At 63.3% G+C, this 26,013-nt stretch carries 31 protein-coding genes; 25 read left to right on the top strand and 6 right to left on the bottom strand.

What is annotated here, in order from left to right:
• Window positions 1-87: 87 nt before the first annotated feature.
• Window positions 88-1,188, bottom strand: coding sequence for a saccharopine dehydrogenase family protein (locus CFBP5499_RS03755; RefSeq protein WP_080825531.1), 1,101 nt, complete (start codon window positions 1,186-1,188; stop codon window positions 88-90).
• Window positions 1,189-1,334: 146 nt separating this feature from the next.
• Here CFBP5499_RS03755 and CFBP5499_RS03760 point away from each other — a divergent pair, with 146 nt between their 5' ends.
• Window positions 1,335-1,766, top strand: coding sequence for an Lrp/AsnC family transcriptional regulator (locus tag CFBP5499_RS03760; protein WP_080825530.1), 432 nt, complete (start codon window positions 1,335-1,337; stop codon window positions 1,764-1,766).
• A 30-nt stretch (window positions 1,767-1,796) separates the two neighbouring features.
• On the opposite strand, the gene CFBP5499_RS03765 is transcribed toward CFBP5499_RS03760, so the two are convergent.
• Window positions 1,797-2,165: a winged helix-turn-helix transcriptional regulator gene (locus CFBP5499_RS03765; protein ID WP_080827411.1), complete on the bottom strand. Its 369-nt coding sequence runs from the start codon at window positions 2,163-2,165 to the stop codon at window positions 1,797-1,799.
• A 157-nt stretch (window positions 2,166-2,322) separates the two neighbouring features.
• On the opposite strand from CFBP5499_RS03765, the gene CFBP5499_RS03770 reads away from it, so the two are divergent.
• Window positions 2,323-3,162, top strand: a complete 840-nt coding sequence (locus CFBP5499_RS03770; protein ID WP_080825529.1) for an SDR family oxidoreductase — start codon at window positions 2,323-2,325, stop codon at window positions 3,160-3,162.
• Window positions 3,163-3,185: 23 nt separating this feature from the next.
• On the opposite strand, the gene CFBP5499_RS03775 is transcribed toward CFBP5499_RS03770, so the two are convergent.
• Window positions 3,186-4,826 carry an alpha/beta hydrolase gene (locus tag CFBP5499_RS03775; protein WP_175416760.1) on the bottom strand — a complete coding sequence of 547 codons (1,641 nt, stop codon included), beginning with the start codon at window positions 4,824-4,826 and terminating at the stop codon, window positions 3,186-3,188.
• A 242-nt stretch (window positions 4,827-5,068) separates the two neighbouring features.
• On the opposite strand from CFBP5499_RS03775, the gene CFBP5499_RS03780 reads away from it, so the two are divergent.
• From CFBP5499_RS03780 to CFBP5499_RS03830, 11 genes are all read left to right on the top strand, one after another.
• Entirely contained in the window at window positions 5,069-5,593 is a 525-nt protein-coding gene (locus tag CFBP5499_RS03780; protein WP_080825527.1) for a hypothetical protein, read from the top strand.
• 3 nt (window positions 5,594-5,596) lie between these two features.
• Window positions 5,597-6,856 carry a DNA-packaging protein gene (locus CFBP5499_RS03785; RefSeq protein WP_175416606.1) on the top strand — a complete coding sequence of 420 codons (1,260 nt, stop codon included), beginning with the start codon at window positions 5,597-5,599 and terminating at the stop codon, window positions 6,854-6,856.
• A gap of 452 nt (window positions 6,857-7,308) precedes the next feature.
• The gene (locus CFBP5499_RS03790; protein WP_080825526.1) at window positions 7,309-7,947 is read left to right on the top strand and encodes a hypothetical protein; all 639 of its coding nucleotides are present in this window, start codon (window positions 7,309-7,311) and stop codon (window positions 7,945-7,947) included.
• Window positions 7,948-8,003: 56 nt separating this feature from the next.
• A complete protein-coding gene (locus tag CFBP5499_RS03795) occupies window positions 8,004-8,312 on the top strand; it encodes a Dabb family protein (protein ID WP_010971282.1) in 309 nt (102 codons plus the stop codon).
• 272 nt (window positions 8,313-8,584) lie between these two features.
• Window positions 8,585-9,751, top strand: coding sequence for a phage portal protein (locus CFBP5499_RS03800; RefSeq protein WP_080825525.1), 1,167 nt, complete (start codon window positions 8,585-8,587; stop codon window positions 9,749-9,751).
• A gap of 198 nt (window positions 9,752-9,949) precedes the next feature.
• Complete coding sequence (locus tag CFBP5499_RS03805; RefSeq protein ID WP_080825524.1) at window positions 9,950-10,270, top strand: DUF6107 family protein; 321 nt, start codon at window positions 9,950-9,952, stop codon at window positions 10,268-10,270.
• A gap of 40 nt (window positions 10,271-10,310) precedes the next feature.
• Window positions 10,311-10,901, top strand: a complete 591-nt coding sequence (locus CFBP5499_RS03810; protein WP_080825523.1) for an HK97 family phage prohead protease — start codon at window positions 10,311-10,313, stop codon at window positions 10,899-10,901.
• A 32-nt stretch (window positions 10,902-10,933) separates the two neighbouring features.
• Entirely contained in the window at window positions 10,934-12,202 is a 1,269-nt protein-coding gene (locus CFBP5499_RS03815; RefSeq protein ID WP_080825522.1) for a phage major capsid protein, read from the top strand.
• 195 nt (window positions 12,203-12,397) lie between these two features.
• On the top strand, window positions 12,398-12,967 hold the full coding sequence (locus CFBP5499_RS03820; RefSeq protein ID WP_137066242.1) for a head-tail connector protein: 570 nt from the start codon (window positions 12,398-12,400) through the stop codon (window positions 12,965-12,967).
• A 3-nt stretch (window positions 12,968-12,970) separates the two neighbouring features.
• Window positions 12,971-13,306, top strand: a complete 336-nt coding sequence (locus CFBP5499_RS03825; RefSeq protein WP_080825521.1) for a phage head closure protein — start codon at window positions 12,971-12,973, stop codon at window positions 13,304-13,306.
• Entirely contained in the window at window positions 13,303-13,698 is a 396-nt protein-coding gene (locus CFBP5499_RS03830) for a DUF3168 domain-containing protein (RefSeq protein ID WP_080825520.1), read from the top strand. The genes CFBP5499_RS03825 and CFBP5499_RS03830 overlap by 4 nt, the downstream gene beginning before the upstream one ends.
• Window positions 13,699-13,705: 7 nt before the next feature.
• Here CFBP5499_RS03830 and CFBP5499_RS03835 read toward each other — a convergent pair whose 3' ends face one another.
• Window positions 13,706-14,905: an MFS transporter gene (locus tag CFBP5499_RS03835; protein WP_175416607.1), complete on the bottom strand. Its 1,200-nt coding sequence runs from the start codon at window positions 14,903-14,905 to the stop codon at window positions 13,706-13,708.
• 90 nt (window positions 14,906-14,995) lie between these two features.
• Between CFBP5499_RS03835 and CFBP5499_RS03840 the strand changes: the two genes are divergently transcribed.
• Genes CFBP5499_RS03840 through CFBP5499_RS03850 form a run of 3 tightly spaced genes read left to right on the top strand, consistent with a single transcriptional unit; the run spans window position 14,996 to window position 15,968 of the window.
• Complete coding sequence (locus CFBP5499_RS03840) at window positions 14,996-15,403, top strand: phage major tail protein, TP901-1 family (RefSeq protein ID WP_080825519.1); 408 nt, start codon at window positions 14,996-14,998, stop codon at window positions 15,401-15,403.
• The gene (locus CFBP5499_RS03845; RefSeq protein ID WP_080825518.1) at window positions 15,403-15,762 is read left to right on the top strand and encodes a gene transfer agent family protein; all 360 of its coding nucleotides are present in this window, start codon (window positions 15,403-15,405) and stop codon (window positions 15,760-15,762) included. The genes CFBP5499_RS03840 and CFBP5499_RS03845 overlap by 1 nt, the downstream gene beginning before the upstream one ends.
• On the top strand, window positions 15,759-15,968 hold the full coding sequence (locus tag CFBP5499_RS03850; protein WP_080825517.1) for a rcc01693 family protein: 210 nt from the start codon (window positions 15,759-15,761) through the stop codon (window positions 15,966-15,968). The genes CFBP5499_RS03845 and CFBP5499_RS03850 overlap by 4 nt, the downstream gene beginning before the upstream one ends.
• Before the next feature lie 5 nt (window positions 15,969-15,973).
• Here CFBP5499_RS03850 and CFBP5499_RS03855 read toward each other — a convergent pair whose 3' ends face one another.
• Window positions 15,974-16,378 (bottom strand): DUF2442 domain-containing protein, encoded by a 405-nt coding sequence (locus CFBP5499_RS03855; protein ID WP_080825516.1) that lies wholly within the window; start codon window positions 16,376-16,378, stop codon window positions 15,974-15,976.
• Complete coding sequence (locus CFBP5499_RS03860) at window positions 16,371-16,598, bottom strand: DUF4160 domain-containing protein (RefSeq protein WP_080827408.1); 228 nt, start codon at window positions 16,596-16,598, stop codon at window positions 16,371-16,373. The genes CFBP5499_RS03855 and CFBP5499_RS03860 overlap by 8 nt, the downstream gene beginning before the upstream one ends.
• A 114-nt stretch (window positions 16,599-16,712) precedes the next feature.
• Between CFBP5499_RS03860 and CFBP5499_RS03865 the strand changes: the two genes are divergently transcribed.
• The 9 genes from CFBP5499_RS03865 to CFBP5499_RS03905 all read left to right on the top strand — a co-directional run bounded on the left by CFBP5499_RS03865 (window position 16,713) and on the right by CFBP5499_RS03905 (window position 25,913).
• Window positions 16,713-17,294, top strand: a complete 582-nt coding sequence (locus CFBP5499_RS03865; RefSeq protein ID WP_080825515.1) for a phage tail tape measure protein — start codon at window positions 16,713-16,715, stop codon at window positions 17,292-17,294.
• Between the two features lie 60 nt (window positions 17,295-17,354).
• Entirely contained in the window at window positions 17,355-17,993 is a 639-nt protein-coding gene (locus tag CFBP5499_RS03870; protein ID WP_080825514.1) for a TIGR02217 family protein, read from the top strand.
• Window positions 17,990-18,874, top strand: coding sequence for a DUF2163 domain-containing protein (locus CFBP5499_RS03875; protein WP_080825513.1), 885 nt, complete (start codon window positions 17,990-17,992; stop codon window positions 18,872-18,874). Before CFBP5499_RS03870 ends, CFBP5499_RS03875 begins: the two co-directional genes overlap by 4 nt.
• Window positions 18,871-19,305 (top strand): NlpC/P60 family protein, encoded by a 435-nt coding sequence (locus tag CFBP5499_RS03880; protein WP_080825512.1) that lies wholly within the window; start codon window positions 18,871-18,873, stop codon window positions 19,303-19,305. Before CFBP5499_RS03875 ends, CFBP5499_RS03880 begins: the two co-directional genes overlap by 4 nt.
• A 17-nt stretch (window positions 19,306-19,322) precedes the next feature.
• Window positions 19,323-23,123 carry a baseplate multidomain protein megatron gene (locus CFBP5499_RS03885; RefSeq protein ID WP_080825511.1) on the top strand — a complete coding sequence of 1,267 codons (3,801 nt, stop codon included), beginning with the start codon at window positions 19,323-19,325 and terminating at the stop codon, window positions 23,121-23,123.
• Window positions 23,124-23,157: 34 nt separating this feature from the next.
• Window positions 23,158-23,364 (top strand): hypothetical protein, encoded by a 207-nt coding sequence (locus tag CFBP5499_RS03890; protein ID WP_233284173.1) that lies wholly within the window; start codon window positions 23,158-23,160, stop codon window positions 23,362-23,364.
• 139 nt (window positions 23,365-23,503) lie between these two features.
• Window positions 23,504-23,758, top strand: a complete 255-nt coding sequence (locus CFBP5499_RS03895; protein WP_003497070.1) for a hypothetical protein — start codon at window positions 23,504-23,506, stop codon at window positions 23,756-23,758.
• A 93-nt stretch (window positions 23,759-23,851) separates the two neighbouring features.
• Window positions 23,852-24,523 carry a response regulator transcription factor gene (locus CFBP5499_RS03900; RefSeq protein ID WP_003509815.1) on the top strand — a complete coding sequence of 224 codons (672 nt, stop codon included), beginning with the start codon at window positions 23,852-23,854 and terminating at the stop codon, window positions 24,521-24,523.
• Window positions 24,513-25,913 carry a sensor histidine kinase gene (locus CFBP5499_RS03905; RefSeq protein WP_080825509.1) on the top strand — a complete coding sequence of 467 codons (1,401 nt, stop codon included), beginning with the start codon at window positions 24,513-24,515 and terminating at the stop codon, window positions 25,911-25,913. The genes CFBP5499_RS03900 and CFBP5499_RS03905 overlap by 11 nt, the downstream gene beginning before the upstream one ends.
• The last annotated feature ends 100 nt before the right edge of the window (window positions 25,914-26,013 follow it).

Raw genomic sequence — 26,013 nt, forward strand, 5'->3', positions numbered from 1 at the left:
TGGAGCAAGCGTGTGCCGCTTGTTTCTTCTCCCCGCCGGGGAGAAGAAATATGCAGCAACGCTTTTGCCTTAATAGATACTCTTAAATCACCCCACCCGGGCGAGCGGCTCATGCGAGCCATAATACCGGCCAAACCGGTTTTCGAGGAATTTCGGCAGGGCCACTTCCTCCTGTCGCACAAAACCCTTCTGCGGCAGGGCGCCCTCGGCCAAAAGGTCGAGAACCGTGCAGATGCCGGCGGCGGTGGTGATCTGGATGGCGCTCATCATCCGGCCGGAAACCGGGCCGGCATAAACCTTGTTGGCATAGGTTTCTTGCAGGAAACGGCCGTTGCGGGTGCCGCAGACGGTGACGAAAACGATGACCACATCCTGCATGGTGCCGGGCAGGGCGTTTTCGAACAGGTCCTTCAGCACATCGCGACGGTTGCGCAGGTTGAGGTCGTTCAAAAGCGCCTTCATGATCGCCACATGGCCGGGATAACGGATGGTGCGGTAATTCATCGTCCGCACCTTACCATCAAGCGTGGCGCACAGCGTGCCGAGGCCGCCCGAGGTATTGAAGGCCTCATAGGTGACGCCATCAAGCGAGAATTCCTCGCGCTCTTCCAGCGCCGGAACCGCGGTGAGGCGGCCTTCGACGATCGCTTCGCAGGGCTCGATATATTCGTTGATCAGCCCGTCCGTGCTCCAGGTGAGATTGTAGTTGAGCGCATTGGACGGATATTGCGGCAGCGCGCCGACACGCATGCGCACGCTGTCCAACTTGTCGAAGCGGGCGGTGAGATCGGCCGCGACGATGGAAATGAAACCGGGTGCCAGGCCGCATTGCGGGATGAGCGCAGTCTCGGCCGTTTCCGCCAAGGCCTTGACCTTGCGGGTGGATTCGACGTCTTCGGTGAGGTCGAGATAGTGCGTACCAACGGCGACCGCCGCTTCGGCAATGCCAGCCGTCAGGTGGAAGGGGGCGGCGGACAGCACGGCGAATTTGCCCTTCAAAAGTGCTTCCAGCGCCGGACGGTCGGTGATGTCGACGATTTCGGTATCGACGCGCTCATGATCTGGCACATTTGCCAGCTGATCGGTCGAGCGGTCGGCGACGGTGATGCGATAATCGCCGGTTGCGGCCAGCATCCAGGCAATCGCCGAACCGATGTTGCCCGCACCGATGACGACAATGTTTTTCATGTTTTTGTTCCCCGCAGTAAATTCGTATGCCTTTGCGCACGCAAGTGCTTCAAAGACAGAGTGCCAGCTTTTATTGACGATTCGCAGCTTCACTATGTGCGGATAGCGGGATAATATTGTGCAGTTAGACGATAGGATTGATCACTATGGCAATCGCCGACAAGGACCGGGCGCTGCTCGCGCTGCTTTCCGAAAATGCCCGCATGCCGGTGGCGGAACTGGCGCGCAAGCTCGGGCTTTCGCGCACCACGGTGCAGGCGCGAATCGAGCGGCTGGAGGCCGACGGCGTGATTGCCGGTTATGGCTTAAGGCTTTCGGAAAGTTATCTTTCGGGGCTGGTGCGCGCCCATGTGCTGATCACCATCGGCCCGAAGGCCCTGCCGGCGGTGACGGCGGCGCTGTCCGCCATCAAGGAGGTGACCACGCTGCATTCGGTCAGCGGCACCTTCGATCTAATCGCCATACTCGCCGCCCCCTCGATCCTCGATCTTGACCGGCTGATCGACCGCATTGGCGCGCTTGACGGCGTGGAGCGCACGCTGTCATCGATCATTCTGTCCACGCGGATTTCGCGGTAGGGATTGTGGAGAGTGGGGGACTGCCGCGGACTAAGCCACAGCCCTTTCATCATAAGCCTTCTGCGCCGCCATCACCGCATCGATATTGCCTTCCGCCCAATGGGCGAGTGCCGCCACCGTGTCGGTCAGCGTCCGCCCCAGCGGCGTCAGCGAATATTCGACCGTCACCGGCACGGTCGGAAAGGCCTGCCGTGAAATCAGCCCGTCGCGCTCGAGCTTCTTCAGCGTCTGCGACAGGACCTTCTGCGAAATGCCCTTGATCTCCCGCCGCAGCAGGTTGAAGCGCACCGCGTCCACCCGCAATTTGTCGAGTATCAGCAGCGCCCATTTGTCGGCGATCCTGTCCAGCACCATGCGGGTGGGGCAGCGATCCTCATAGACGTCATAGATCTGTTCCATCGGCCTCATTCCGTTGTTTGCGAGCCATCCTGTCAGGGTCTTGCCGGTTTCCACGGGGAAACCAGATAACCGAAAAGTGCTCTCTTTTCATGATTTCTCCAACGCAGTATCTGTGTTTTAGAAACATGGTTTCCATTAGATACTAAGGAGATTTGAGATGACAGGCAAGATACTCGTAATCGGTTCGACAGGCACCATCGGCACGCCGCTGGTCAAGGCGCTGGTGGCCAAGGGCGAAAGCGTGAAGGCGGCGTCGCGCAGCGGTAACGCAACGGACGGCGCGGAAGGCGTGCGCTTCGATTATACCGACCGCGCCACTTTCGCGGATGCATTTGACGGCGTCGACCGGCTGTTCCTGATCCTCGCCGGCGGGCGTCTCGATGCCATCGACGCGCTGACCCCCGTCGTCGAAGAGGCCGCGCGCCGCAAGGTGAAGATCGTCTTCCTCAGCGTTCTCGGTGTCGATGCCGACGATTCCATTCCCTATCGCCAGATCGAACTGAAGATCATTGCGTCAGGCACGCCTTACGTCATCCTGCGCCCCAACTGGTTCGCCGATAATTTCCACAGCTACTGGAAGGCCGGCATCGAACATGGTCAGATCGCCGTTCCGGCCGGCGAGGGCAAATCGAGCTTCATCGACGTGCGCGATATCGCCGACAGTGCCGCCGCAGCACTCACCTCTGACGCCTTCAATGGCAAGGCCTTCAACCTCACGGGCCCGAAGGCGTTCGGTTACGCCGAGGCGGCCGCACTGATTGCGCAGGCTATCGGCAAGCCGGTGTCTTATAGCGCCGTTTCGGATGAGGTCTTCATCGGCATCCTCACCGGCGCCGGCGTGCCGCAGGACTACGCGTCCTTCCTCGCCTCGATCTTCTATCCCGTGCGTGAAGGCTGGACGGCCGTGGTGACCGGCGACGTGGAAGCGCTGACCGGCCACGCCCCGCGTTCGCTGGAAACCTATATCGCCGACAATCTGGACCGCTTGAAGGGCTGAGGTTCAAAGCGGTCCCGCCGCGCTCACGCCGGATCGGTGGAGCCGCGGCGGGCCTTGAAGAGCATCTTCAACCGCTGGATATCCTCCGCATTCCAACCCTCCGGCTGGGTCACCTCCATCCAGGCGTCGATATAATGTTCCGGCGCATAGACGTGGCCATAGCCCATCGGCGCCGTGGTCGCGGCGGCGACATCGAGACCGAGCTGCAGCAGGGTGACGACCGGGAACCAGCGGAAGGACGTGGAAACGTCAGGACCGTGATGCACCATCCATTGCGGCCGCCGGTAAAGCGAGGCGGCCTCGAAGAAGGTGATGGGGTCGCTGGCATATTGCAGATAGACGATCCGCATTGGACCCCAGTCCACACCCGGCATATGGGCTGTCGTATATTGGTTGGCGAAGCGGATGACGGAGGAATCGCGGAAGCGCGGCAACCATTCCGCCGTGTCCTTGACCCGGCCATTGGTGGCCATGCGCCAGGTGGGGCTGGAAAAGGGCGGTCCGCTCCACAGTGCGCCCTGGAACGGGTCGGACAGCACGTCATAGAGATCGGAGGATTTCTGCGAATTGAGCGAACCGAGGCTGAGGCCATGCAGGTAGAGCTTCGGCCGCGTTTCCTTCGGCAAGGTGGTCCAGTAGCCATAGATGGCTTCGAACAGGGCGCGTGCCGTCTCGACGCCGTAATCCGGTTCGGTCAGCAGCGCGATCCAGCTGGAAAGATAGGAATATTGCACGGCGACGCTGGCGATATCGCCATCATGCAGATATTCCACCGTATCAAGCGCTTCCGGATCGATCCAGCCGGTGCCTGTGGGGATGACAACGAGCAGCACCTTGCGCTCGAAACCGCCGACCCGCTTCAGTTCCTCCAGCGCCAGGGAGGCTCGCTCTTCGGGCGTGGCGGCGGAATTGAGGCCCGCATAGACCCGAAGTGGTTCCTTCGCCGGGCGATGGGTGAAGGCGGAAATCTGCGTGCCGGCCGGCCCTTCTGCGACGAATTCTCGCCCGCGGCGGCCGAGAGATTCCCATGTCATCAACGAGGCGTTGCTGCCGGTTTTCAGCGGATCGGCCGGGCGCGGCACGTCAGGCTCGATCAGCGAATCCACCTGTTTCAGCGAGGAATCGGCAAATCTGAGGCCGATATCGAAAATCAGCCCGTTGAGCAGCATCCATGACAGCACGATGGCGGCGGCGATGCCGAGAACATTGGCCAGCCGGCGCGGCAGGAAATGCCGGCTGCGGGCGGCGAAGAACCGGCGGATCAGCTGGAAAAGCCGCCCAGTGCCGATGAGGAGAGCCGCCACCAGCACGGCAAGGCCGCCGGTCTTGGTGGGATGGGCGCTGGGCAGCGGATCGAGCTCCATCAGGACCCGGATCGAATTCTGCCAGTCTTTCGCCTGCCACAGGAACGCGATGGCGGTAATCGCGGCGGCAAGCGCGATGAGAAAACGAACGCCCCGGACATTATGACGCGAGGGTTCGGGCAGCTCCAGGTAGGTCCAGATGGCATGCAGGGCGACGCCGATCATGTAGCCGATGGCGAAGGAAAAACCGCATAAAACGCCTTGCATCAGCCATGTACGCGGCAAGAGCGAGGGTGTGAGAGAAGCGCAGAAGAGAACCGTGCCGAAGACGATGCCGGTTGCCGAAAGACCCGCAAACAACCGCTCAACCCATTGTTTCACCAACTTGACTTGCCCCTTTGCTCCACCGCTTGCGGCGCGAGTGTAATATGTGGCGGGGAAGGGTGCAAATACTGTCGTCAGGATAAAAATCACAAAGATAGGAAAATAATCCTTTACAGCGTGACGGTGGTTTGATAGTGTTTGGTTACGGTCGGAGATTTGCGGCTGACAGAGGGTTTGACCCACTTACCTCGTTAACTAATCGCTCGCAGGCCAATTCCATGACAAGCTCTCACAATTGCGATCCGGCGCTCTACGGAGCCTGGCCGGAGACGCCCGCTTATGCCGGTGAGGACATGCCGGAAGCTGCGCCCGAAACCAAATCGCGGGCCGACAGGCTGGCCGCGGAGGATGCGGCGCGCAACGGCAGTCTTCGACAATTGCTGAACGAGCTGACGGTGGAGATGCGCGAGCAATTCTCGATGTACCGCAATCTGCGGGAGGCGGGCGAGGCGGGGCTTTTGCCCGATGCCGACGATGCGCAGGCCAAGCAGGCGCGCGCCGACGTTAAAATCGCAACGGATCAATTGTCGCTCATCGTCCGCACGCTGGAACGGATCGACGCCCTGCAACGGGTTCTGGCAGAGGAGCGGCAGGCGCTTATGGACGAGGATGAAAACGATACGGAAGATTACGAGGCGGCGGTGGCGCATTTTCTTGGACGTATCGACGATTTGGCCGAGCAGAAATGCCGCGAGAGGCTGGAGGCGATAGTCGCATCCGGCACTGCGGCGGAGTCTGACTGAGAAATGGTGGAAGCTTCCACGGAAGCCAATCTGCAGGAACAGGTCTTCAACCTGCTGCGTGACTGGCGTTTCATCGGCAACCTGCCGCAGCAGGCGCCGGAAGGCGACTGGCGGACATGGCTGCTGATCGGCGGGCGCGGTTCCGGCAAGACCCGTGCCGGGGCCGAATGGGTGCACGCCGTTGCTTCCGCCGGCAAACAATCGGATCTGCGCATCGCGCTGGTGGCTGAAACGCTGGGCGATGCCCGCGAGGTGATGATCGACGGCATTTCCGGCATCTGCCGCATCGCCCGCCGCCATCGACCCGCCTTCGAAGTGTCGCGTCGCCGGCTCCTCTGGCCGAATGGCGCGATGGCGCAGGTGTTTTCCTCGGAAGACCCCGAAAGCCTGCGTGGCCCGCAATTCCACATGGCCTGGGCGGATGAGCTGGGCAAATGGAAATATCCGCAGGAAACCTGGGACATGCTGCAATTCGGCCTGCGTCTGGGCGAGGCACCACGGCAATTGGTGACCACCACGCCGCGGCCCATTCCGTTGCTGAAGGCGTTGCTTTCCGATCCGACAAGCCGGGTGGCGCGGATGCCGACGGCCATGAATGCCCAGAACCTTTCGCCCGGCTTCCTGAAGGCCATGGAGGAGCGTTACGGCGGCACGCGGCTCGGCCGTCAGGAAATCGGCGGCGAGCTGATCGATGAGCGGGAAGGCGCGCTGTGGAAACGCGCCGATCTGGAGGCGATCGTCGAGGCGACGCATGAGCCGTTGTCGCGCATCGTGGTTGCGGTCGATCCGCCGGCCGGTGTGGGCGAGAATTCCTGCTGCGGCATCGTCGTGGCAGGGCTTGGCATGTCCGGGCGGCTCACGGTGCTTGCGGATTGCTCCGTGGAGGGCGAAACGCCGGCCGGCTGGGCCCGCGCCGTGGTTGCCGCCTTCCGCCGCCACGAGGCCGACCGGGTGGTGGCTGAGGTCAACCAGGGTGGCGAAATGGTGCGGGCGATGCTGCAGAGCATAGACGCCAACCTTCCGCTGACGCTGGTGCGCGCCAGCCGCGGCAAATTCACCCGCGCCGAGCCGGTCGCAGCCCTCTATGAGCAGGGCCGAGTGCGCCACGCGGCGCGGTTTGAAAAGCTGGAGGACCAGATGACGGATTTCGGACCCGACGGTCTTTCGTCAGGACGCTCGCCGGATCGGCTGGACGCGCTCGTCTGGGCGATCACGGCGCTGACGACGATGGTGGTGAGTGAACCGAAGGTGCGGGGGATGTAAGCCCGTCGATTATTGGCTTCTGCGCATGAGAGCCGATCGGCTTTCAAGCGAGCGTTCGCCGCTTGTTTCTTCTCCCCGGCGGGGAGAAGAGATTTTCGGCACCGTATCCGCCCAAAAGCGGGCGTCCGATGTCTTACTTCTTTGGAGACTGCGCCGGTTTCGGCTGGGAGCCGGTTTCGCGCATCTGGCGCCACTCGTTTTCGAGGCGGTCATAGACGGTCTGGGGGATTGTCGCTGTCATGGTGGCATTCCTCCTTGAATGGTTACGCGGGCTGGATTGCGCGGTGAATGGAGTTAGCGCGCTAAGGTTCCGGAATTCAAGGAATTTTTTACCCCAAAACCCCGGGCGGCGGATTAAAATCGATTAAGGTTTTTTCAAATCGATTTAGTTGTGACGGCCGTCATGGGGAAAAACCGGGCGTCCTGTCGCCCGTCACTTTCAGGAGCCTTTCATGGCCTATGACGAGGCGCGATTCTTCGCGTCGGTGCGAATTTCCATTTTCGGGGGCCGCCTGCGCGCGCCCCAGCTTGCTGGCACGAAAACGGTGCTTGCCGGTTTCGAAAAGGCGCTGCCGGGCGGTGATCCGCGCTGGCTGGCCTATATGCTGGCAACGGCCTTTCACGAGACGGCGGCGACCATGCAATCGGTGCGCGAGACATTGGCGGCAAGCGACACCGAAGCGATCGTGAGGCTCGACCGCGCTTTTGCGGCGGGCAGGCTGCCCATGGTACGCAAACCCTATTGGCGGCTCGATGCTGAAGGGAAAAGCTGGCTGGGGCGTGGCCTCGTGCAACTGACCCATCACCGTAACTACGAAGCCATGTCGGCGCTGACGGGCGTCGACCTTGTGAAGCGTCCCGAGCGGGCCATGGAGGCGGACGTGGCAACGGCGATCCTGATCCACGGCATGATGGCCGGCAGCTTCACCGGGCGCAGGCTTTCCGAATTCTTCAGCGGCGAGCGCGAGGATTGGGATGGTGCACGCGCCATCATCAATGGCAGCGACCGGGCGCGGCTGATCGGCAGTTACGGACGGGCATTTCATCGCGCCCTTGTCACGGCACGGATTGAACCGGCGCAAGCCAGGTGATAACTCGTTACCGTACCGAAAAGGCTGCCTTCGAATTTTGCATGACAGGTGACACCGTGATCCGCCATATCGTCTTTTTCACCGTTCCCGAAGAAAACCGCGACGCCGTGCGCAAGGGGCTTTCCGGCCTCACCGCGATCCCGCATGCGCTGAAGCTGGAAATCGGCGAGAATGTCAAAAAAGACCAATGGGGCAACTCCGTCGATTTCATCGTCTACGGCGAGTTTGAAAACGAGGCGGCGCTGGCGGCCTATAAGGCAGATCCGGCCTATGACCTTTCGACCCGCACGGTAAAGCCCCTGCGCGAGACCCGTGTTGCGGCCGATTTCAACAGCGATACGGCGGTGAAGGCCCCGATCCGGTAACATCTCATTTCGTCCGCGAAGTGACGCGGACGCACACTTAGTCTACTGACAACGGGCGCAAACCTTCCTCCGTCATAGGGCTCAGGCCCCTCCGCCCTCATTCCTGTGCTTGTCACAGGAATCCAGTCGACGCGCGTCTGCGCGGCGAGAGAACTCTTTTCAGCCCAAGGACTTGGGCTGGCTGGATCCCTGTGACGTCCTCGGGCTTGTCCCGGGGAACAGGGATGAGGTCCGGGCGGGAGGCTGAGTCGGAATAAAAACAAGGACAACCCATGCGATTTCCCTTCTCCCTGCCGTGGCTGCGCCCGGTGGATGGCAAAGCCGTGCCTGAAAGCCGGAAAATGGCCGAGGGCTTCATGGCCGTGGCCATGCAGGGCGGGCAGGCCTTCTGGTCCGGCCGTTCCTATGCCGCTCTGGCCCGCGAAGGTTTCATGAAAAACCCGGTCGCCCACCGCGCTGCCCGCATGGTGGCGGAAACGTCCGCCTCCGTCAGCTGGCTGGTTTATGACGGTGACGAGGAACTGGCCGATCATCCGCTTCTGGCATTGCTGTCGCAGCCGAGCGCCCATATGGGCGGGCCGGATTTTTTCGAGGCGCTTTATGGCCACCTCATGCTGGCCGGAAACGCCTATATCGAACCGCTGACGGTTGGCGGACGGTTGCGCGAGCTGCATCTCCTGAGGCCCGACCGGGTGAGCATCATCGAGGGGGCGGATGGCTGGCCGGCGGCTTATGAATACCGCGCCGAGGGCCGTGCCGCGCGGCGCATCGCCGCCGAGCGCGATGGGCTGGGGCTTCTGCATCTGAAGCTTTTCCATCCGCTGGACGACCGGGTCGGTTTTGCGCCGCTCGCCTCCGCGGGTGCGGCGCTTGATCTGCACAATGCCGCAAGCCATTGGAACAAGCGCCTGCTCGACAATTCCGCGCGGCCATCCGGCGCGCTGGTCTATCAGCCGAAGGAGGGCGGCAATCTCTCCACCGAGCAATATGAGCGGCTGAAGCGCGAGCTGGAGGAGGGCTATCAGGGTGCGATGAATGCCGGCCGGCCGCTGCTTCTGGAAGGCGGGCTGGACTGGAAGGCCATGGGTCTTTCGCCGCGCGACATGGATTTTCTGGAGGCGCGTAACGGTGCGGCGCGTGATATCGCGCTCTCGCTCGGCGTGCCGCCGATGCTGATCGGTATTCCCGGTGACAATACCTATGCCAATTACCAGGAGGCGAACCGCGCCTTTTATCGCCTCACCGTGCTGCCGCTGGTTTATCGCACGGCGTCAAGGCTCTGCGGCTGGCTGGCTCCGGTCTTCGGCGCCGGACTGAGGCTGGAGCCCGATCTCGACAGGATCGCCGGACTTGCGGGTGAGCGGGATGCGCTCTGGACACGCATCGGCGCGGCATCCTTTTTGAGCGACGAGGAAAAACGCGAAGCCGTCGGTTACTGAACAGACGGAACCGCGCCCCGGAAGCAGGCGATATCCAGCTGAATCATTTTCTGAAGAAGCGGACTCTCTTTGTGAGGTCTTCCGCCCAAGCGATTCCGAAGATTCGAAAAATCACAGAAGCGCAGACGCGCAAAAAGCGCCTGCGGGCGGCGCGATGCGTTCGCCCGATTGCAACATCCTAAACGGGAATGATTACCCATGTCTGAATTCGCCAATGAGGCCGGCATCTGGGCCGCCCGCATCACCGGCGCCGTGGCGGGCGCGGGTGTCTCACTCGTTTATCTGCTGCCGAAAAGCAAACGCGAGGCGGCGAGCCGTTTCGTCACCGGCGTTTCCTGCGGCATGATCTTCGGCGGGCCGATCGGCCTGTGGATCGTGCAGCAGCTCGATATTGCCGGGGCACTATCAGGCCGGGAAATCATGGTGGCCGGTTCTGCCGCCGCCAGCATGGGCGCCTGGTGGGGGCTGGGCGTTCTGGTGCGCATCGCCGAGCGATACGGCACGCGCCCGCGCGCCTGACGGGCGTCGTCCTTTCCCCTTCACATCGCAGGAGTTTTTCATGCACGTTTATCGCGGGCCGCGTCCCGCCACGCGCAAATTCGCCAGTCTGGAACTGCGCGGCATCACCAGCGACGGCACGTTTTCCGGTTATGCCAGCGTCTTCGGCGAGGTCGATCTCGGCAAGGATGTGATCGAACGCGGGGCTTTCCGCCGTTCCATCGAGGAACGTGGTGCGGCCGGTATCCGCATGCTCTACCAGCATGATCCGGCCGAGCCGATCGGCGCATGGCGCACCATCCGCGAGGACGAGCGCGGCCTTTATGTCGAAGGCATCCTCGCACCGGGCGTCGCCCGTTCCCGCGAGGTGCATTCGCTGATGAAGACCGGCGCGCTGGACGGGTTGTCGATCGGCTTTCGCACGGTTCGTTCCAGTAAAGAGGCACGCTCCGGCAAGGGCGCGGGCAGTGGCGTGCGGCGCATTCTCGAAGCCGATCTATGGGAAATCTCGGTCGTGACCTTCCCGATGCTGCCTTCGGCCCGCGTCTCCGACGTCAAGCATGCCCGCTTCTTCAGGGACCGCGAGACCGAACTGGTGCGCAGTATGCGCCGCGCCGCCCGCTCGCTGTTCGACACAACCTTCAAACGCTGACCCTCCAGGTATCAACGAACAAGGAAAACCACATGACGGACCAGATGACGAAACCGGCCCCGATGACCGTCGCGCCGCAGGTGAAAGCCGTGCCCGATACGGTGACGGCCGCCTTCGACGACTTCATGGAGGCCTTCGAGACCTTCCGCGAAACCAACGACCAGCGGCTTGCCGATATCGAGCGCAAGATGGGGGCGGATGTCGTGACCCGCGACAAGCTCGACCGCATCGACAAGGCGCTCGACGACAACCGCAGGATCATGGACGATCTCGCGCTCAAGAAGGCGCGCCCCGCACTTGGCCGTAAGGAGGCACCTTCCCACGATGCCGAGGAGCACAAGGCGGCTTTCGAGGCCTATATCCGCCGTGGCGAGGAGGGCGCGCTGCGCGATCTGGAGGCCAAGGCCTTCGCCGGCTCGACCGGGGCCGACGGTGGTTTTCTGCTGCCGAGCGAAACGGATGGCGAAATCGGCCGGCGCATGACGGCGATTTCGCCAATCCGGGCGCTGGCGACCGTGCGGCAGGTTTCCGCCGCCGTGCTGAAGAAACCCTTCGCACTCGGTGGGATGACGACCGGCTGGGTTTCCGAAACGGCGGCACGCCCGCAGACGGCAACGCCGCAGCTTGCCGAACTGTCCTTCCCGACCATGGAGCTTTATGCCATGCCGGCGGCAACCCAGGGGCTGCTGGATGATGCCGCAGTCGATATCGAAGCGTGGATTGCCTCGGAGGTGGATATCGCCTTTGCCGAACAGGAGGCCGCCGCCTTCATCGCCGGTGATGGCGTCAACAAGCCCAAGGGTTTCCTGTCCTATACGACCGTCGCCAATGATGGCTGGAGCTGGGGCAATATCGGTTATGTCGCGACCGGCGTTTCTGCCGGTTTCGCCTCAGCCGGGCCGATGGACGTGCTGCTTGATGCCGTTTATGCGCTGAAGGCCGGCCATCGCCAGAACGGCACCTTCCTGATGAACCGCAAGACGCAAGGAGCGCTGCGCCGCTTCAAGGATACCAGCGGCGCCTATCTCTGGCACCCGCCGGCCGCCGCCGGCCAGCCGGCCTCGCTGATGGGCTTTCCGGTAACGGAGGCGGAAGACATGCCTGGTGTGGCGGCCAACAGCTTCGCCATCGCCTTCGGTGATTTCCGCGCCGGCTACCTCGTCATCGATCGCACCGGGGTGCGCATCCTGCGCGATCCCTATTCGGCCAAACCCTACGTGCTGTTCTACACTACCAAGCGCGTGGGTGGCGGCGTGCAGAATTTCGAGGCGATCAAGCTGGTGAAATTCGGGGTGAATTGATAGGCGCAGTGCTGCCCTTTTCTTCTCCCCGCCGGGGAGAAGATGCCCGGAAGGGGCAGATGAGGGGGCCAGCTCTTCGCATCTCTCTGCCGTAGCCCCCTCATCCGGCGCTGCGCGCCACCTTCTCCCGGGCTGGGAGAAGAAACAAGCGGCACCCGCTCTCTCCCCATTCGATTGCTTCCTTCCGGAGACCCCATGACCTATGCCCTCATTTATCCGCCGCAGGCGGAACCGTTGACGCTTGCCGAGGTTAAGGCGCATCTGCGTCTCGACGGCAACGAGGAGGACGCGCTTCTTGCCGCACTGCTGCGCACCGCCCGCGAGCATCTGGAGCGGGTGACCGGCCTCTGCCTCATCCGCCAGACCTGGCGGCTCTACCTTGATCGGTGGCCTGAGACCGGCGTGATTCTGATTGGCAAGGGACCGGTGCAAGCCATCGAAACGATTCTGGTTTTTGACGGTGAGGGCCGTGCGGCGGTTATCACCGGCGCTGATAGATTGCTCGACGGCGCGGCGCGCCCGGCGCGGCTGTGGCTGCGCAATCCGCCGAGCCCCGGCCGGGCGATGAACGGTATCGAGATCGATTTCCTTGCTGGGTACGGCGAGGCCGGCACGGATGTGCCTGACACGCTGAAACGCGCCATGCTGATGCATGTCGCCCAGATGTTCGCCTTTCGCGGCGCGGTCGCGCCGGAAAACCAGCCTGCGGCGGTTCCTGCCGGTTACGAGCGACTGGTGGCGCCCTTCTGCCGCCGGGGGCTTTGAGCCATGAACCTCATCTTTCTCGACCCCGGCAAGCTGACGGCGCGGCTTGACCTGGAGCTGCGCACCGAGGCACCCGACGGGCAGGGCGGTGCGACGGAGGGCTGGACTGTGCTGCGGTCGCTCTGGGCGGCCATCGAACCGGTTTCCGAGGCCTCCCATGAGCGGGCCTCGGCCGAGGGGGTGACGATTACCCACCGCGTCTGGCTGGCCTTTCGCAGCGACGTCACTGCCGACATGCGCTTTCGCAAAGGTTCCCGCATTCTGGCGATCAGGGCGACGATGGACCCCGACGAGACCCGTCGCTTCATCGTCTGCCGGTGCGAGGAGGAAAGTCGATGAGCGCTGCCAACGCATTGTTGCAGGGGATTTTCACGCGGTTGACGGGCGATGTGGCGCTCGTGGCGCTCATCCCCGGCGGCATTGTCGATCGGCTTCTGCCGCGCGCGGTTCTGCCATGCATCGTGATCGGCGATCTCGAAAGCCGGGACTATTCGACGGCGACGGAAAAAGCCGAGGAGCATTTCCTGTCGCTGCAAATCTGGAGCGATGCCAATGGCCGCAAGGGCACGGGGGAGATCACCGCACGGGTGAAGAACCTGCTCGACGATGCGGCGCTGCCGATTGCCGGCGTCTCCCTCGTCAATCTGCAGCTTGTCTCCAGCCGCTCGCGGCGCGAGGCGAAGACCAGGAATTTTGTCGCGGAGATGCGTTTCCGGGCGGTGACGGAATAGTGCTGTTTCAGGAGCCTTGTTGACGCACGGTTCGCCACAAAGCGATCAACAGTAGGAACGAAATGCCGATCAGCACGGCGGCGATACCAAGCATGGCCGCCACTCCGCCGCGATCCAGCGCCAGCGTGAAAATGACCGGCGCGACGGCAATGGCGAGGTTCTGCGGCAAAGAGATGCGTGCAGCCTGAAGCCCATAGTCCTCAGGCGAAAACACCGCAAGTGGCAGCACGGCCCGGCTGACGGTGAGCACGCCGGCGCCGAAACCGAAAAACACGATGAAGGCGATGAAGGACGGCATGGCCGGGGCAAAGCCAAGCAACAGCAGCAGCGACAGGAATAGCAGACAGAGGCCAATCGCGGCGGTGACAAAGGGGTTGCCGCGTTTTCCAAGCAGGAAATCCAGCCCGCGCGCCGTAATTGCCAGCAGGCTGCGTGCAGATGCCAGCTGCACGGCAAACGATTGTGTTGCACCCGCCTGTACCAAGAGCAGCGGCAGCAGCGGCGACAGGCCAAAGGTCGTAAAGGCGCTGATCGTCGTCATGGCCGCCAGAAGCAGAAAGGCGCGGCGCGTATCGGCTGGGGATGGCGAAAGGGCGTCGGCTTTCTGCCGCGTTACCTCCTTGCGGGCCGGACGGCCGGGAAGGACGAAGAGATAGAGCGGCAGAAGGACGAAGATCTGCAGACAGGCATAAAGCACAAGCGTGCCGCGCCAGCCGAAGTACTGTTCCGCCAGCGCGGTGACGGGCAGAAAAACCGCCCCTGAAAGGCCGGTGAACAGCATCAGAAGCGTCAACAATCGGCCGCTTTCCGCACCGACGCGCTCCACCACCGCCGTATGGGCGGCCGTCGTCAACCCGCAGGTCGCGGCCAGACCCATGACGGCCCAGCCGAAAAGATAGCTCGTGACACCGCCCGAAAAGGCAAGCACGGCAAAACCGGCGGCGAAGAGCACGGAACCGGTCACCAGCACGGGCGCCGCACCGCGGCGGACGAGCATTCTGCCAAGCAACGGCCCGCAAAGCGCGCTGATCAGCATCATGATGGTGAGACCGGCAAAAACGATCTCGTTGCCGATCGCCAGTTCATTGCCGATCCGTGGCGCGAGAATGGCCAGCATATCGAAACCGCTGCCCCAGCTGACGATCTGCCCAAGCGCCAGCACGCCGATAAGGCGCACGCGGGACGTCATGGGGGCGGCGTCGGACATGGTGAGATCGCGGGGTGCGAGGGGCAGGAAACCATTTGGTAGCAGGCCCGCCGCACCCCCGCAACAGCAATCGGGATGAAAGGAAACAACATGGTAGCGCAGAAGGGCAAGGACCTGCTGCTGAAGATCGACAATGCCGGTGCCACTGTCACAGTGGCAGGGTTGAGGACAAAACGGCTGGCCTTCAATGCGCAGGCGGTCGATGTGACGGATGCTGAAAGCGCCGGCCGCTGGCGCGAGCTTCTCTCCGGCGCCGGCGTGCAGCGGGCATCGCTGACGGCGTCCGGCATCTTCAAGGACCAGGCAAGCGATGCTTTGGTGCGCGGCGCGTTTTTCGCCGGCACCATTCCAGGCTGGCAGATCGTCATTCCCGATTTCGGCACCATTGCCGGACCGTTCCAGATCGTGGCGCTTGAATATTCGGGCCGCCACGATGGCGAGGTGCAATTCGAGATCGCGCTGGAATCCGCCGGTCTTCTCACATTCGGAGTACTGTGATGCCTGAGCGTTTGCGTTACGGACGGGCGAACCGTCATCGCGGCGAGATCGAGGCGCTGATCGACGGCGAGAGGCGCATCCTGTGCCTGACGCTCGGCGCGCTCGCCGAACTCGAAACCGCCTTTGCAGCCGATGACCTCACCGCACTCGCCGAGCGTTTCGCCAGCGGCCGCATGAAGGCCGCCGACATGATCCGGGTCATCGGCGCGGGTTTGCGCGGCGCGGGCAACGTGTTTTCAGACGAGGATGTCGCCACTGCTACGGTGGAAGGCGGCATTGCCGGTCACGCCGCAATCGTCGCCGATCTCCTGACCGCCACCTTCGGCGGCTTCAAAGGTGATCCAATACCGGGCCCTTGAATGCCGCAGCAGGCGAGGCGGCAAAACGCCCCTTTCCCTGGCCGGCTGTCATCCATGCCGGCCTCTGCCTGCTGCGGCTTTCTTCCGAAACCTTCTGGCGGCTGACTCCAAGGGAGTTCTTCGCGATGACGGGCGGCAACGCCGTTCCGCACGGCCCTGATCGCCAGGCGATGGAGGCGATGATGCGGCGGTTTCCGGATGGGTGATGACGTCAGGGCATCTTTCGCGGCCGGCCGCCCTTAGCACCGTTGGCGCGGCTGGCGGCCGTCTTGGCCGGAGAACGGGATTGCCCGCCCTTGCGCTGGGCTTCCATGAAGGTGCGGCTGCCGAAAATGCCGTCCATCAGGCCAGCGATCGTATAGTCGACATCGAGGCTTTCCCAATGCAGGCCAGTCTCGCCGAGAAGTTCAACTTCGGCGAGCTGCTCCGCCGTGGCGTCCTGCAAACCTTCCAGCGCCCGCGCCGGAAACATGAAGCAGGCGCCATTGGTGAAATCGACGATGACCCGCGCCGATGTCGCTTCGAAACGCACGGAGACGGGAATGGGGCGCCCTGCGCGCTCCTTTTGCCAGCGCTCCTTGGCGGCGGCGAGTTCGGTATCGCTGACATCAACCATGATATCGTCTCCAGGTCTCCAAAAACAGCGTCCGGTGCTCTTCGATCACGGCAAGGGCGCGCCGAACGTCCCGGTCCGACATGCCGCCCTGCGTGAGAACGGTGAGGCGGACAATATCGATACGGGCTTCACCCTCTCCATAGACATGGGCATGCGGCGGCTCGTGATCGGCCGTGTAGATGACGAAACGCATGCCATGCTGGCGCAGAACGGTGACCATGAGAACCATAACCCATGAAGTTGGGTTTTAAAAGGACTTGGGCTGAAGCAATCGGTTTTTAAAAAGCTGTTTCAGCACCATGCATTCCCCAGTTGAATCAGAAAGGCAAGCGCGATGGCGGGTGAAGGATCGATTGCGGAGAATCGCGAGGAGGCCGAAGCGCTTTCCGAGGTGATGGGTGATCTCGAACGGCGCTCGGAGCGGTTCGGGGCGGCGCTGACCTCTGCCTTGCAGGCGGCGACGACGGGCGGCAAGGGGCTGGACGATGTGTTGCGCGGGCTGGGGCAGCGGCTGTCCAGCATTGCGCTTTCGGCCGGGCTGAAACCACTGGAAAACATGATCGGCAACGCCGTTGGCGGGTTGTTGAATGGCGGCGGTTCGCTCTTCGCCTTTGCCGATGGCGGAGTGCCGGGGCGGGCCATCACGCCTTTTGCGGAGGGTGGGGTCGTCTCCAGCCCCGCCTTTTTCCCGATGGGTGGGGGGCTCGGCCTGATGGGGGAAGCGGGGGCGGAGGCAATCCTGCCGCTGAAGCGCGGGTCGGATGGCGCGCTGGGTGTCGCAGCGCCCTCGGGCGGGGGCGCGGCGCAGATCGTTTTTAACGTGACGGCCACCGATGCGGCGAGTTTCCGCAAAAGCGAAGGGCAGATCGCCGCCATGCTGGCGCGCAGCGTCGGGCGTGGCCAACGGGGATTGTGACGCGGGAGTTCCCCGCGTCTCCCACGTCCCAACCAGCAAAACGAATCCAGGAACAACCACATGGCGGCATTTCATGAAGTGCGGTTTCCGCTGCGGCTGGCGCTCGGCGTCAGCGGCGGGCCGGTGCGGCGCACCGATATCGTCAATCTTTCCAACGGCCGCGAGAACCGCAATCAGCGCTGGCGGAATGCCAGGCGCGCCTATGATGCCGGCTCCGGCATTCGCTCCGTCGCCGATCTCTACGAGGTGATGGCCTTTTTCGAGGCGCGGCGCGGGGAGCTTTACGGTTTCCGCTTTCGCGATCCGGTGGATTTCAAATCCTGCCCGCCGGGAGAGACACCCGCTGCGACCGACCAGAGGATCGGCACCGGCGACGGGGTGACGACGGGTTTTCAGCTCTTGAAGACCTATGCCGATGCCGGTGGTTCGTTTTCCCGGCGGATCGATAAGCCGATCGAAGGGTCGGTCATCGTTTCGGTCGAGGGGGTGAAGGCCGCATCGTCCGATCTCTCGGTCGATCATGCGAGCGGCATGGTGACATTCCGGGCCGGGCGGGCACCGCCTGCCGGTGCGGCGATCCGCGCCGGTTTCGAATTCGACGTGCCGGTGCGCTTCGCTATCGACCGTATCGACATCAACGTGACCGCCTTTGAAGCCGGCCGCATTCCCTCCATTCCACTGATGGAAATCCTGCCATGAAGATCATGCCCGCTGCCCTTGCCGATCATCTGAAAGCGGACGCCACGACCACCTGCCATTGCTGGCGGGTGATGCTGAAAAACGGCGTCGTGATGGGGTTTACCGATCATGACGAGACGCTGTCCTTCGGCGGCACATCCTATCTTGCCGCCAGCGGTTTCTCCGCGAGCGACAGCGACGGCGAAACCGGCCTTGGCGCGAGCGCCGGCGAGGTGTCTGGTGGTTTTTCGAGCGAGGCGATTGCCGAAGAGGATCTTGCCGCCGGGCGTTTCGATGGCGCGAAGGTGGAGCTTTTTCTCGTCAACTGGCAGGCGCCGGATCAGCATGTGCTTCTCAGCCTGCGCGAGATCGGCGAGGTGACGCGGGCCGGCGGGGCCTTCCGCGCCGAATTGCGCAGCATCGCCCATCGCCTTGGCCAGCCGCAGGGCAGGAGCTATGGGCGGCGCTGCGATGCCGCGCTGGGCGACGGGCGTTGCGGCGTCGATCTCACGCGGCTGACCGGCCATGGCAGTGTTGCGGCGGTGGATGCTTCCGGCAAGCTGCTGGTCTCGGGGCTCGATGCTTTTACCGAGGGTTTCTTCAGCCGGGGCAAGCTTGGGTTTTTGACCGGCAGACTCGCCGGCAAAGGTTTCGATCTCGACGGCCACGAGCGGGGTGACGGCGGCGTGCTTCTCTCTTTCTGGCTGGCGCCGGAAGAGATGCCGTCGCCGGGAGACTGCTTTTCCGTGACCGCCGGCTGCGACAAGAGTTTCGCCACCTGCAAGGCGAAATTCGCCAATCATCTGAATTTCAGGGGTTTCCCGCATCTGCCTGGGGCGGATTTTGCCTACTCCTACGCAAGCGGTGGTCAAAGCCATGACGGCGGAGTGCTGTTTCCATGAGTGATACGGCAGGAAAAGTGCTGGCGTTGGCCGAAAGCTGGATCGGCACGCCCTACAGGCATCAGGCCTCGTTGCAGGGCGTCGGCTGCGATTGCCTCGGCCTGATCCGCGGCGTCTGGCGCGGACTTTACGGGCACGAACCGGAATTGCCGCCGCCCTATGCCCCGGACTGGGCCGAACGCGGCGGCGAGGATCGGCTGATGGCGGCGGCGAAGCGCCACTTCACCATGCTTTCGGGCATGTCGGAGGCCGCGCCGGGAGACCTGCTGCTATTTCGCTGGAGGGCCGATGCGGCGGCGAAACATCTCGGCATCCTCGCCGGGCCGGAACATTTCATCCACGCGTATGAACAGGCAGCGGTGGTGCGGTCGGCTCTCGTGCCGGGCTGGAAGCGGCGTATTGCCGGGACTTTTCGGTTTCCCGATCCCTGAAATTTTGCGAGGCAAACATGGCGACAATCGTTTTTCAGGCGGCGGGTGCGGCGCTCGGCAGCGTTTTTGGCCCCGTCGGCGCGATCATTGGTCAGGCGGCTGGCGCATTGGCAGGCAATGCCATCGACCGCGCGCTTCTCTCGAATGGCCGGACGGTAGCCGCCACACGGCTTTCGACGGCGCGTATTCCCGGTGCGGATGAGGGCGCTGCGATAAACCGGCTTTATGGCACGGCAAGGGTCGGCGGCACGCTGATCTGGGCGACGCGCTTCGAGGAAAGCGTCGAGGTTGAGCGGCGCGGCGGCAAGGGCAATCGCGGCCCGAAGGTGGAGAGTTTTCGCTATTTCGCCAATCTCGCCATCGGCCTGTGCGAAGGCGAGGCGGCCCTGGTGCGGCGCGTCTGGGCTGATGGGCGTGAAGTTGATCTCACCGGCGTCGAGATGCGCTTTTATCCGGGCAGCGAGACGCAATTGCCTGATCCGCTGATCGAGGCGAAGCAAGGTGCAGGCAACGCGCCGGCCTTTCGCGGGCTGGCCTATGTCGTCTTCGAACGTCTGCCGCTCGAGAGCTATGGCAATCGCATTCCGCTGATGCAGTTCGAAGTGGTGCGGCCGGTCGGAAAGCTCGAACGCCAGATCAGCGCCATCACCGTCATTCCCGGCGCGACCGAACATGGTTATGCCACCGCGCAGGTCAGCGAACGCACGGGCATCGGCCAGAGCCGCATCATGAACCGCAATAATCTCACCGCCGCGACCGACTGGCAGGCGGCGATCGACGAATTGCAGGCGCTTTGCCCCAATCTGGAAAGCGTCGCGCTGGTGGTGAGCTGGTTCGGCACGGATATGCGGGCGGGGGAGTGCCGCATTCTGCCGGGCGTGGAAGTGGCGGGCCGCGATGGAGAAACCACGCCATGGTCCGTCGCCGGCGTTTCGCGTGGTGACGCGCATCTGGTCAGCCATCATGGCGGCGGCCCGGCCTATGGCGGTACGCCTGACGATGACAGCGTGTTGCAGGCCATCGCAGACCTTAAGGCCCGGGGCCTGCGGGTCTGCCTTTATCCTTTCGTGATGATGGATGTGCCCGCCGGCAACGGCCTGCCGGACCCCTATGGCGATCGCGAGCAGGCCGCCTATGGCTGGCGCGGCCGCATCACCTGTTTTCCCGCATCCGGCAGGGGCGGCTCCCCGGACCGTAGTGCTGTTGCGCGGGCACAGGTTTCCGCCTTCTGCAACCGTGAGGACGGTTACCGCCGCATGGTGCTGCATTATGCGGCGCTTGCGGCGCGGGCTGGCGGTGTGGATGCCTTCCTGATCGGCTCGGAATTGCGCGGGCTGACAGCGCTCCGAGACCAGGACGATGCCTTTCCCTTTGTCGAGGAACTGGTGCGGCTGGCGGGCGATGTGCGGGCCGTCGTGGGGCCGGCGGTGAAGCTCACCTATGCGGCCGACTGGAGCGAATATTTCGGCCACCAGCCGGCAGACGGTTCGGGCGACGTGTTCTTCCATCTCGATCCTCTCTGGGCGAGCCCCGATATCGACGCCATCGGCATCGACAATTACATGCCGCTTTCCGACTGGCGCGACGAGGATGCCGCCAATGGCAATCCCGATGGCATGACCGGCCCGGGCGATGCGAGCGCGTTTCGCCGCACTATCACGGCAGGCGAGGGTTTCGACTGGTATTATGTGAGCGATGCTGACCGCGCGGCGCGGCGGCGCACGCCCATAACGGATGATGTGAAGGGCAAGCCGTGGGTGTTCCGCTACAAGGACCTGCGAAATTGGTGGGGCAACCTGCACTACGACCGGGTGCGCGGCGTGGAAAAATCCACACCGACGGCTTGGGTACCGGGTTCCAAGCCGATCTGGTTCACCGAACTCGGCTGCCCGGCGGTGGACAAGAGTGCGACGCGCCCCAATGTCTTTCCCGATCCGAAATCGGCGGAAAATGCCTTTCCCTATTTTTCCCGCCGCAGCCGTGCCGACAGCCAGCAGCGGCGGTTTCTGGAGGCGCATCTCGAGCATTGGGGTAAAGGCGAGGCAGCGATGGTGGACAAGAACCGTATCTATCTCTGGACCTGGGATGCGCGGCCTTTCCCTGCCTTTCCGCAGAATGGCGCAGTCTGGAGCGATGGCGCAAACTGGCGCACCGGCCACTGGCTGAACGGCCGGCTGGGAACGGCCACACTGTCCGATACCATCGCAGCCATCCTGACGGATCACGGCTTTTCCGCCTTCGACGTTTCGGCCGTCAGCGGCGATCTGACGGGTTATGTGCAGGGCGACATAACTTCGGCCCGTAACCTTCTGGAACCGCTGATGGCGGCATTCCAGGTGGACGTGGTGGAGGATGGCGGAACCCTGCGCTTCCGCTCCCGCAACACGGCAGTTATGCCCGTCCGCGATGTCGCTGTGCTGGCGGATATCGAGGACCAGCCGCTCTGGTCGGAAAATCGCGGCCATGACAGTGATTTCGCGGCGGAAGCCGTGCTGACCTCGTTCAACCCGGGGCTCGACTACGAGCAGGGGAGCGCCCGTTCCCGCCGGATCGACAATGTCGGCAGCCGGGTGCTGCGGCTCGATCTCAACGCCGCTTTGCCGGCGGAAACGGCGGAAGCGGCCGTGGAAGCGCTGTTGCGCGATAACCGCCAGGCGCGGCGTAGCCTGCGTTTCGCCCTGCCGCCAGCCGATATCACGCTTGAACCCGGCGATTGCATCCGCCTGCCGGAGGGTGCCTTTCCGCAGGCGCCGGCCGGACGTTTTCTGGTCAGCCGCATCGAGGATGGCGCGGTGCGGCAGGTGGAGGCGCGGGCCTTTTCCCCGGCCTTTTCAGCCGTCGCCGGCGGCGCGGAGGAGCGCCGCAGCGCCGGCGCAAGCGGCGCCGAAGGTTTCGCCCCGGAGGTGCTGTTTCTCGATCTGCCGTATTTCGATGGCGCTGCGCCGGAACAATCGGCGCGGATAGCCGCCTTCGCCAAACCCTGGCGGCCGATCGTCGTGTCTTCATCATCAGGCACGGAAGGGTATCGCCAGCGTGTGCTGCTTGACCGGCCTGCGATGATCGGCGCGCTGGCACAGCAGCTGACATCGGGTCCCTCCGGCCGTTTTGACCGCAACAATACCATCCTGATCGATCTGCCTGCCGGTGAAGTGTCGTCAGCCGCAGAGCTTTCGGTGCTGAATGGCGAGAACCGTCTCGCCATCAAGGCCGCAAACGGCGTGTGGGAGATCGTCGCCTTCGCAAGGGCGGAGGAAATCGCACCGTCACGCTGGCGGCTCTCCGCGCTCCTTCGCGGGCTCGCCGGCACGGAGGATGCGCTTGCCGCAGGCGCGCCGAAGGGTGCTCCGGTGATGGTACTCGATGCGGCGGTCCAGTCGCTCGGTCTTGCCGCAAGCGAGCGCGGGCGACGCCTGAACTGGATTGCGGAAGCGGCCGGCATGGCGGGCACGCCAGCCGGGCCGTTTGCCTTTGAGGGAGGCATGCGGGCGCAGACGCCGCTTGCGCCGGTGCATCTTTCCGGCGAGCGCAGGAGGGATGGCGTTCTCCTCAAATGGAAGCGTCGCGGCCGCTTGGAGGCCGATGGCTGGGATGCGAGCGACATTCCGCTGGACGAGCCCTTCGAGCTTTATCGCGTCGAGGTGCTGGACGGCGGGACCGTGCGCCGCGCGGTGGAGGTGCCGGAACCCCTCTGGCTCTACCCCGCCGCAGACGAACTCACAGATTTCCCGCTGCCGCGGGATCACATTTCCGTGCGTGTCCGTCAGCTCGGCCGCGCGGTGCCGCTGGGGGTAGTGGCTCAGGCCCTTCTCCCGCTCTGACATGTGCCTGAAAAACAACGCAAAGGATGAGGTTATGGACAGTACCAAGGCATGGTATCAATCCCGCACGATCTGGGGCGCGCTGATTGCGGCTTTCGCACCGCTTTTCAGCATTGCCGGCTTCGATCTGCCCGCTGGCCTGCACGGGGAGCTCGCTGAGGGGCTGGTGACCGTTGTGGGCGGAATCGGCGGTCTGATCGCACTTTACGGCCGCCTTTCGGCGACCCGCTCCATCCGCTGACGGGGCTTACGAAAACGCCGTTCCCGCCACGCACCACGGCGGCGGGGCCGGCATTCATTTGCCATTCAGACGCTTTGCGCTACATATTCGGTCACGCTAGGGTTCGAGACGCACCCGGTTTTTTGTGGAAGTTTGTAGAATGGCATCACCTCTCATCATTGCGACGCTTGCAGCCGGGCTTTCCGGTTTCACGGCGCCCGAGGCTGATCTGCAGGGCCATTACATTCTGGCTGCCAGCGATTGCGGCGCAGCCGTCGCCCGCGTTGTGCGCGAAACCGGCGGCCAGCTTCTTTCGGTCTATCCTTCCGGTGACGGTCAGTCCTGTGTCGTCACCGTTCTCGTCCAAGGTAATGGCGAGCGCCCGCGCAAGGTAACGATGCGCGTGCCGATGTAGCTTGCCCGCATCGCCGAAATATCGGAAAACAATCCGACACATTTAGCATGACCGGCCACGCGCGCGGGCCGGGACGGAAGGAAAGGGCGGACAATGCGTATTCTCGTTGTTGAGGACGATGCCAATCTCAATCGTCAGCTAACCGATGCTCTCAAAGAGGCCGGTTATGTCGTCGATCAGGCATTCGACGGCGAGGAAGGGCATTATCTCGGAGATACCGAGCCCTATGACGCCATCGTCCTCGATATCGGCCTGCCGCAGCTCGATGGCATCACCGTCGTTGAAAAATGGCGTGCGGCCGGCAAGGCCATGCCGGTCCTGATCCTGACTGCCCGCGACCGCTGGAGCGACAAGGTGGCGGGCATCGATGCCGGCGCCGATGATTACGTCACAAAACCTTTCCATGTGGAAGAAGTGCTTGCCCGCGTGCGCGCGCTCATCCGCCGCGCCGCCGGCCATGCCTCTTCCGAACTGGTCTGCGGGCCGGTCCGGCTCGATACCAAATCCTCCAAGGCAACCGTCAACGGCACGACGCTGAAACTCACCTCGCATGAGTTCCGGCTCCTGTCCTATCTCATGCATCATATGGGCGAGGTCGTTTCGCGCACGGAGCTGGTCGAACACATGTACGATCAGGATTTCGACCGCGATTCCAACACGATCGAGGTGTTTGTCGGACGTTTGCGCAAGAAGCTCGGGGTTGATCTGATCGAGACGATCCGTGGTCTCGGTTACCGGATGCAAGCGCCGGCAGATGCGAAGTAACTCTCTCACCGCCCGCGTTCTGCTGCTCGCCTCTGCCTGGTCGGCGCTGGCGCTGGTGGTGATCGCCGTCGTGATCTCGACGCTTTACCGGCAGGGGGTGGAACGCAGCTTCACCGATCTTTTGCGGGCGCAGCTCTATAACGTCATCAACTCAGTGACGATTTCCAACGAGAATACGCTGGCCGGCAGCCCGCAGCTTGGCGATCTCCGATTCTCGCAGCCCGATACCGGCTGGTACTGGGTGGTGGAGCCGCTCGGCAATTTCCAGACAGCGCCGCTGGTGTCCTCCTCGCTCGGCGTGTCGACGTTGCCGGTGCCGAGCATTATCGATGCCCCCTTCGACAACAGATATGAGCGCTTTTATGCCGTCACCGATGAGGCCGGCAACAAGGTGCGCGTGGCAGAAACGGAAGTCGTGCTTGACGGTGAGGGGCGCGCGGCGCGTTTCCGTGTTTCCGGCAATCTGAATGTCGTCGAAGACGATGTGCGTGATTTCTCCAACAGCCTTTATCTGGCGTTGGCCGTCTTCGGTGTCGGCAGTCTGGTCGTTAACGGTCTTGCCATTCTCTACAGTCTCAGGCCTCTCGATCAGGCGCGTGTGGCGCTCGGCAAGATCAGGGGCGGGGAGGCGGAAAGCCTCGAAGGCGAATTCCCGCGCGAAATCCAGCCGCTTGCCAATGAGGTCAATGCGCTGATTGACAGCAACCGCCGGCTTGTGGAGCGCGCCCGCATGCAAGTCGGCAATCTCGCGCATTCGCTGAAGACGCCGATAGCCGTACTCCTCAACGAGGCCCGCACGCTGGAGCCGCAGCATGGCGATCTGGTGCGGGCGCAGGCGGATGCCATGCAGGCGCAGGTGCAATCCTATCTTTCCCGTGCGCGTATTGCCGCCCAGCGCGGCTCGATCCTCGCCCGCGTGGAAGCGGAGCCGGCGCTGGAACGGCTGGTGCGGGTGATGCGCCGCCTGAACCCCGAGAAGCAGTTTGTGCTGAATTTCGAGCAGCCGGGCGCGGTGCTCGGCATGGAACAGCAGGATCTCGAAGAGGTCGTCGGCAATCTTCTCGAAAATGCGGCGCGGTTTGCCCAGACGCGTGTGGTGGTCACGCTTGCCGCCGGCACGCACCCGTCCTCCGATGCGGAAATCGCCCGTCGCGCCTGGGTGGAACTGACGGTGGAAGATGACGGGCCGGGCTTGGAGCCGGAACAGATCAGCGAAGCGATGAAGCGCGGCCGCCGGCTTGACGAGAGCCGGCCGGGCACGGGCCTCGGATTGTCGATCGTTTCCGAGGTGGTGTCAGAGTACCATGGCCGGTTTTCGCTGTCGCGCAGCGCCATCGGCGGCTTGAAAGCCGATCTGATTTTGCCCGGCCTCTCGAAAGAGCTTGCGTGAGCCGAGAAAAAAGGCAAGAAATTCAATGGCACCATAGTGGGTGCAATGCGGTAGGAAAGAGAGCAGGGTTTGGTTGACGTGTATGATGGCTGTCGCTCCG

Origin of the sequence: Agrobacterium tumefaciens (genome assembly GCF_005221325.1) — a bacterium.
Classification (GTDB): domain Bacteria; phylum Pseudomonadota; class Alphaproteobacteria; order Rhizobiales; family Rhizobiaceae; genus Agrobacterium.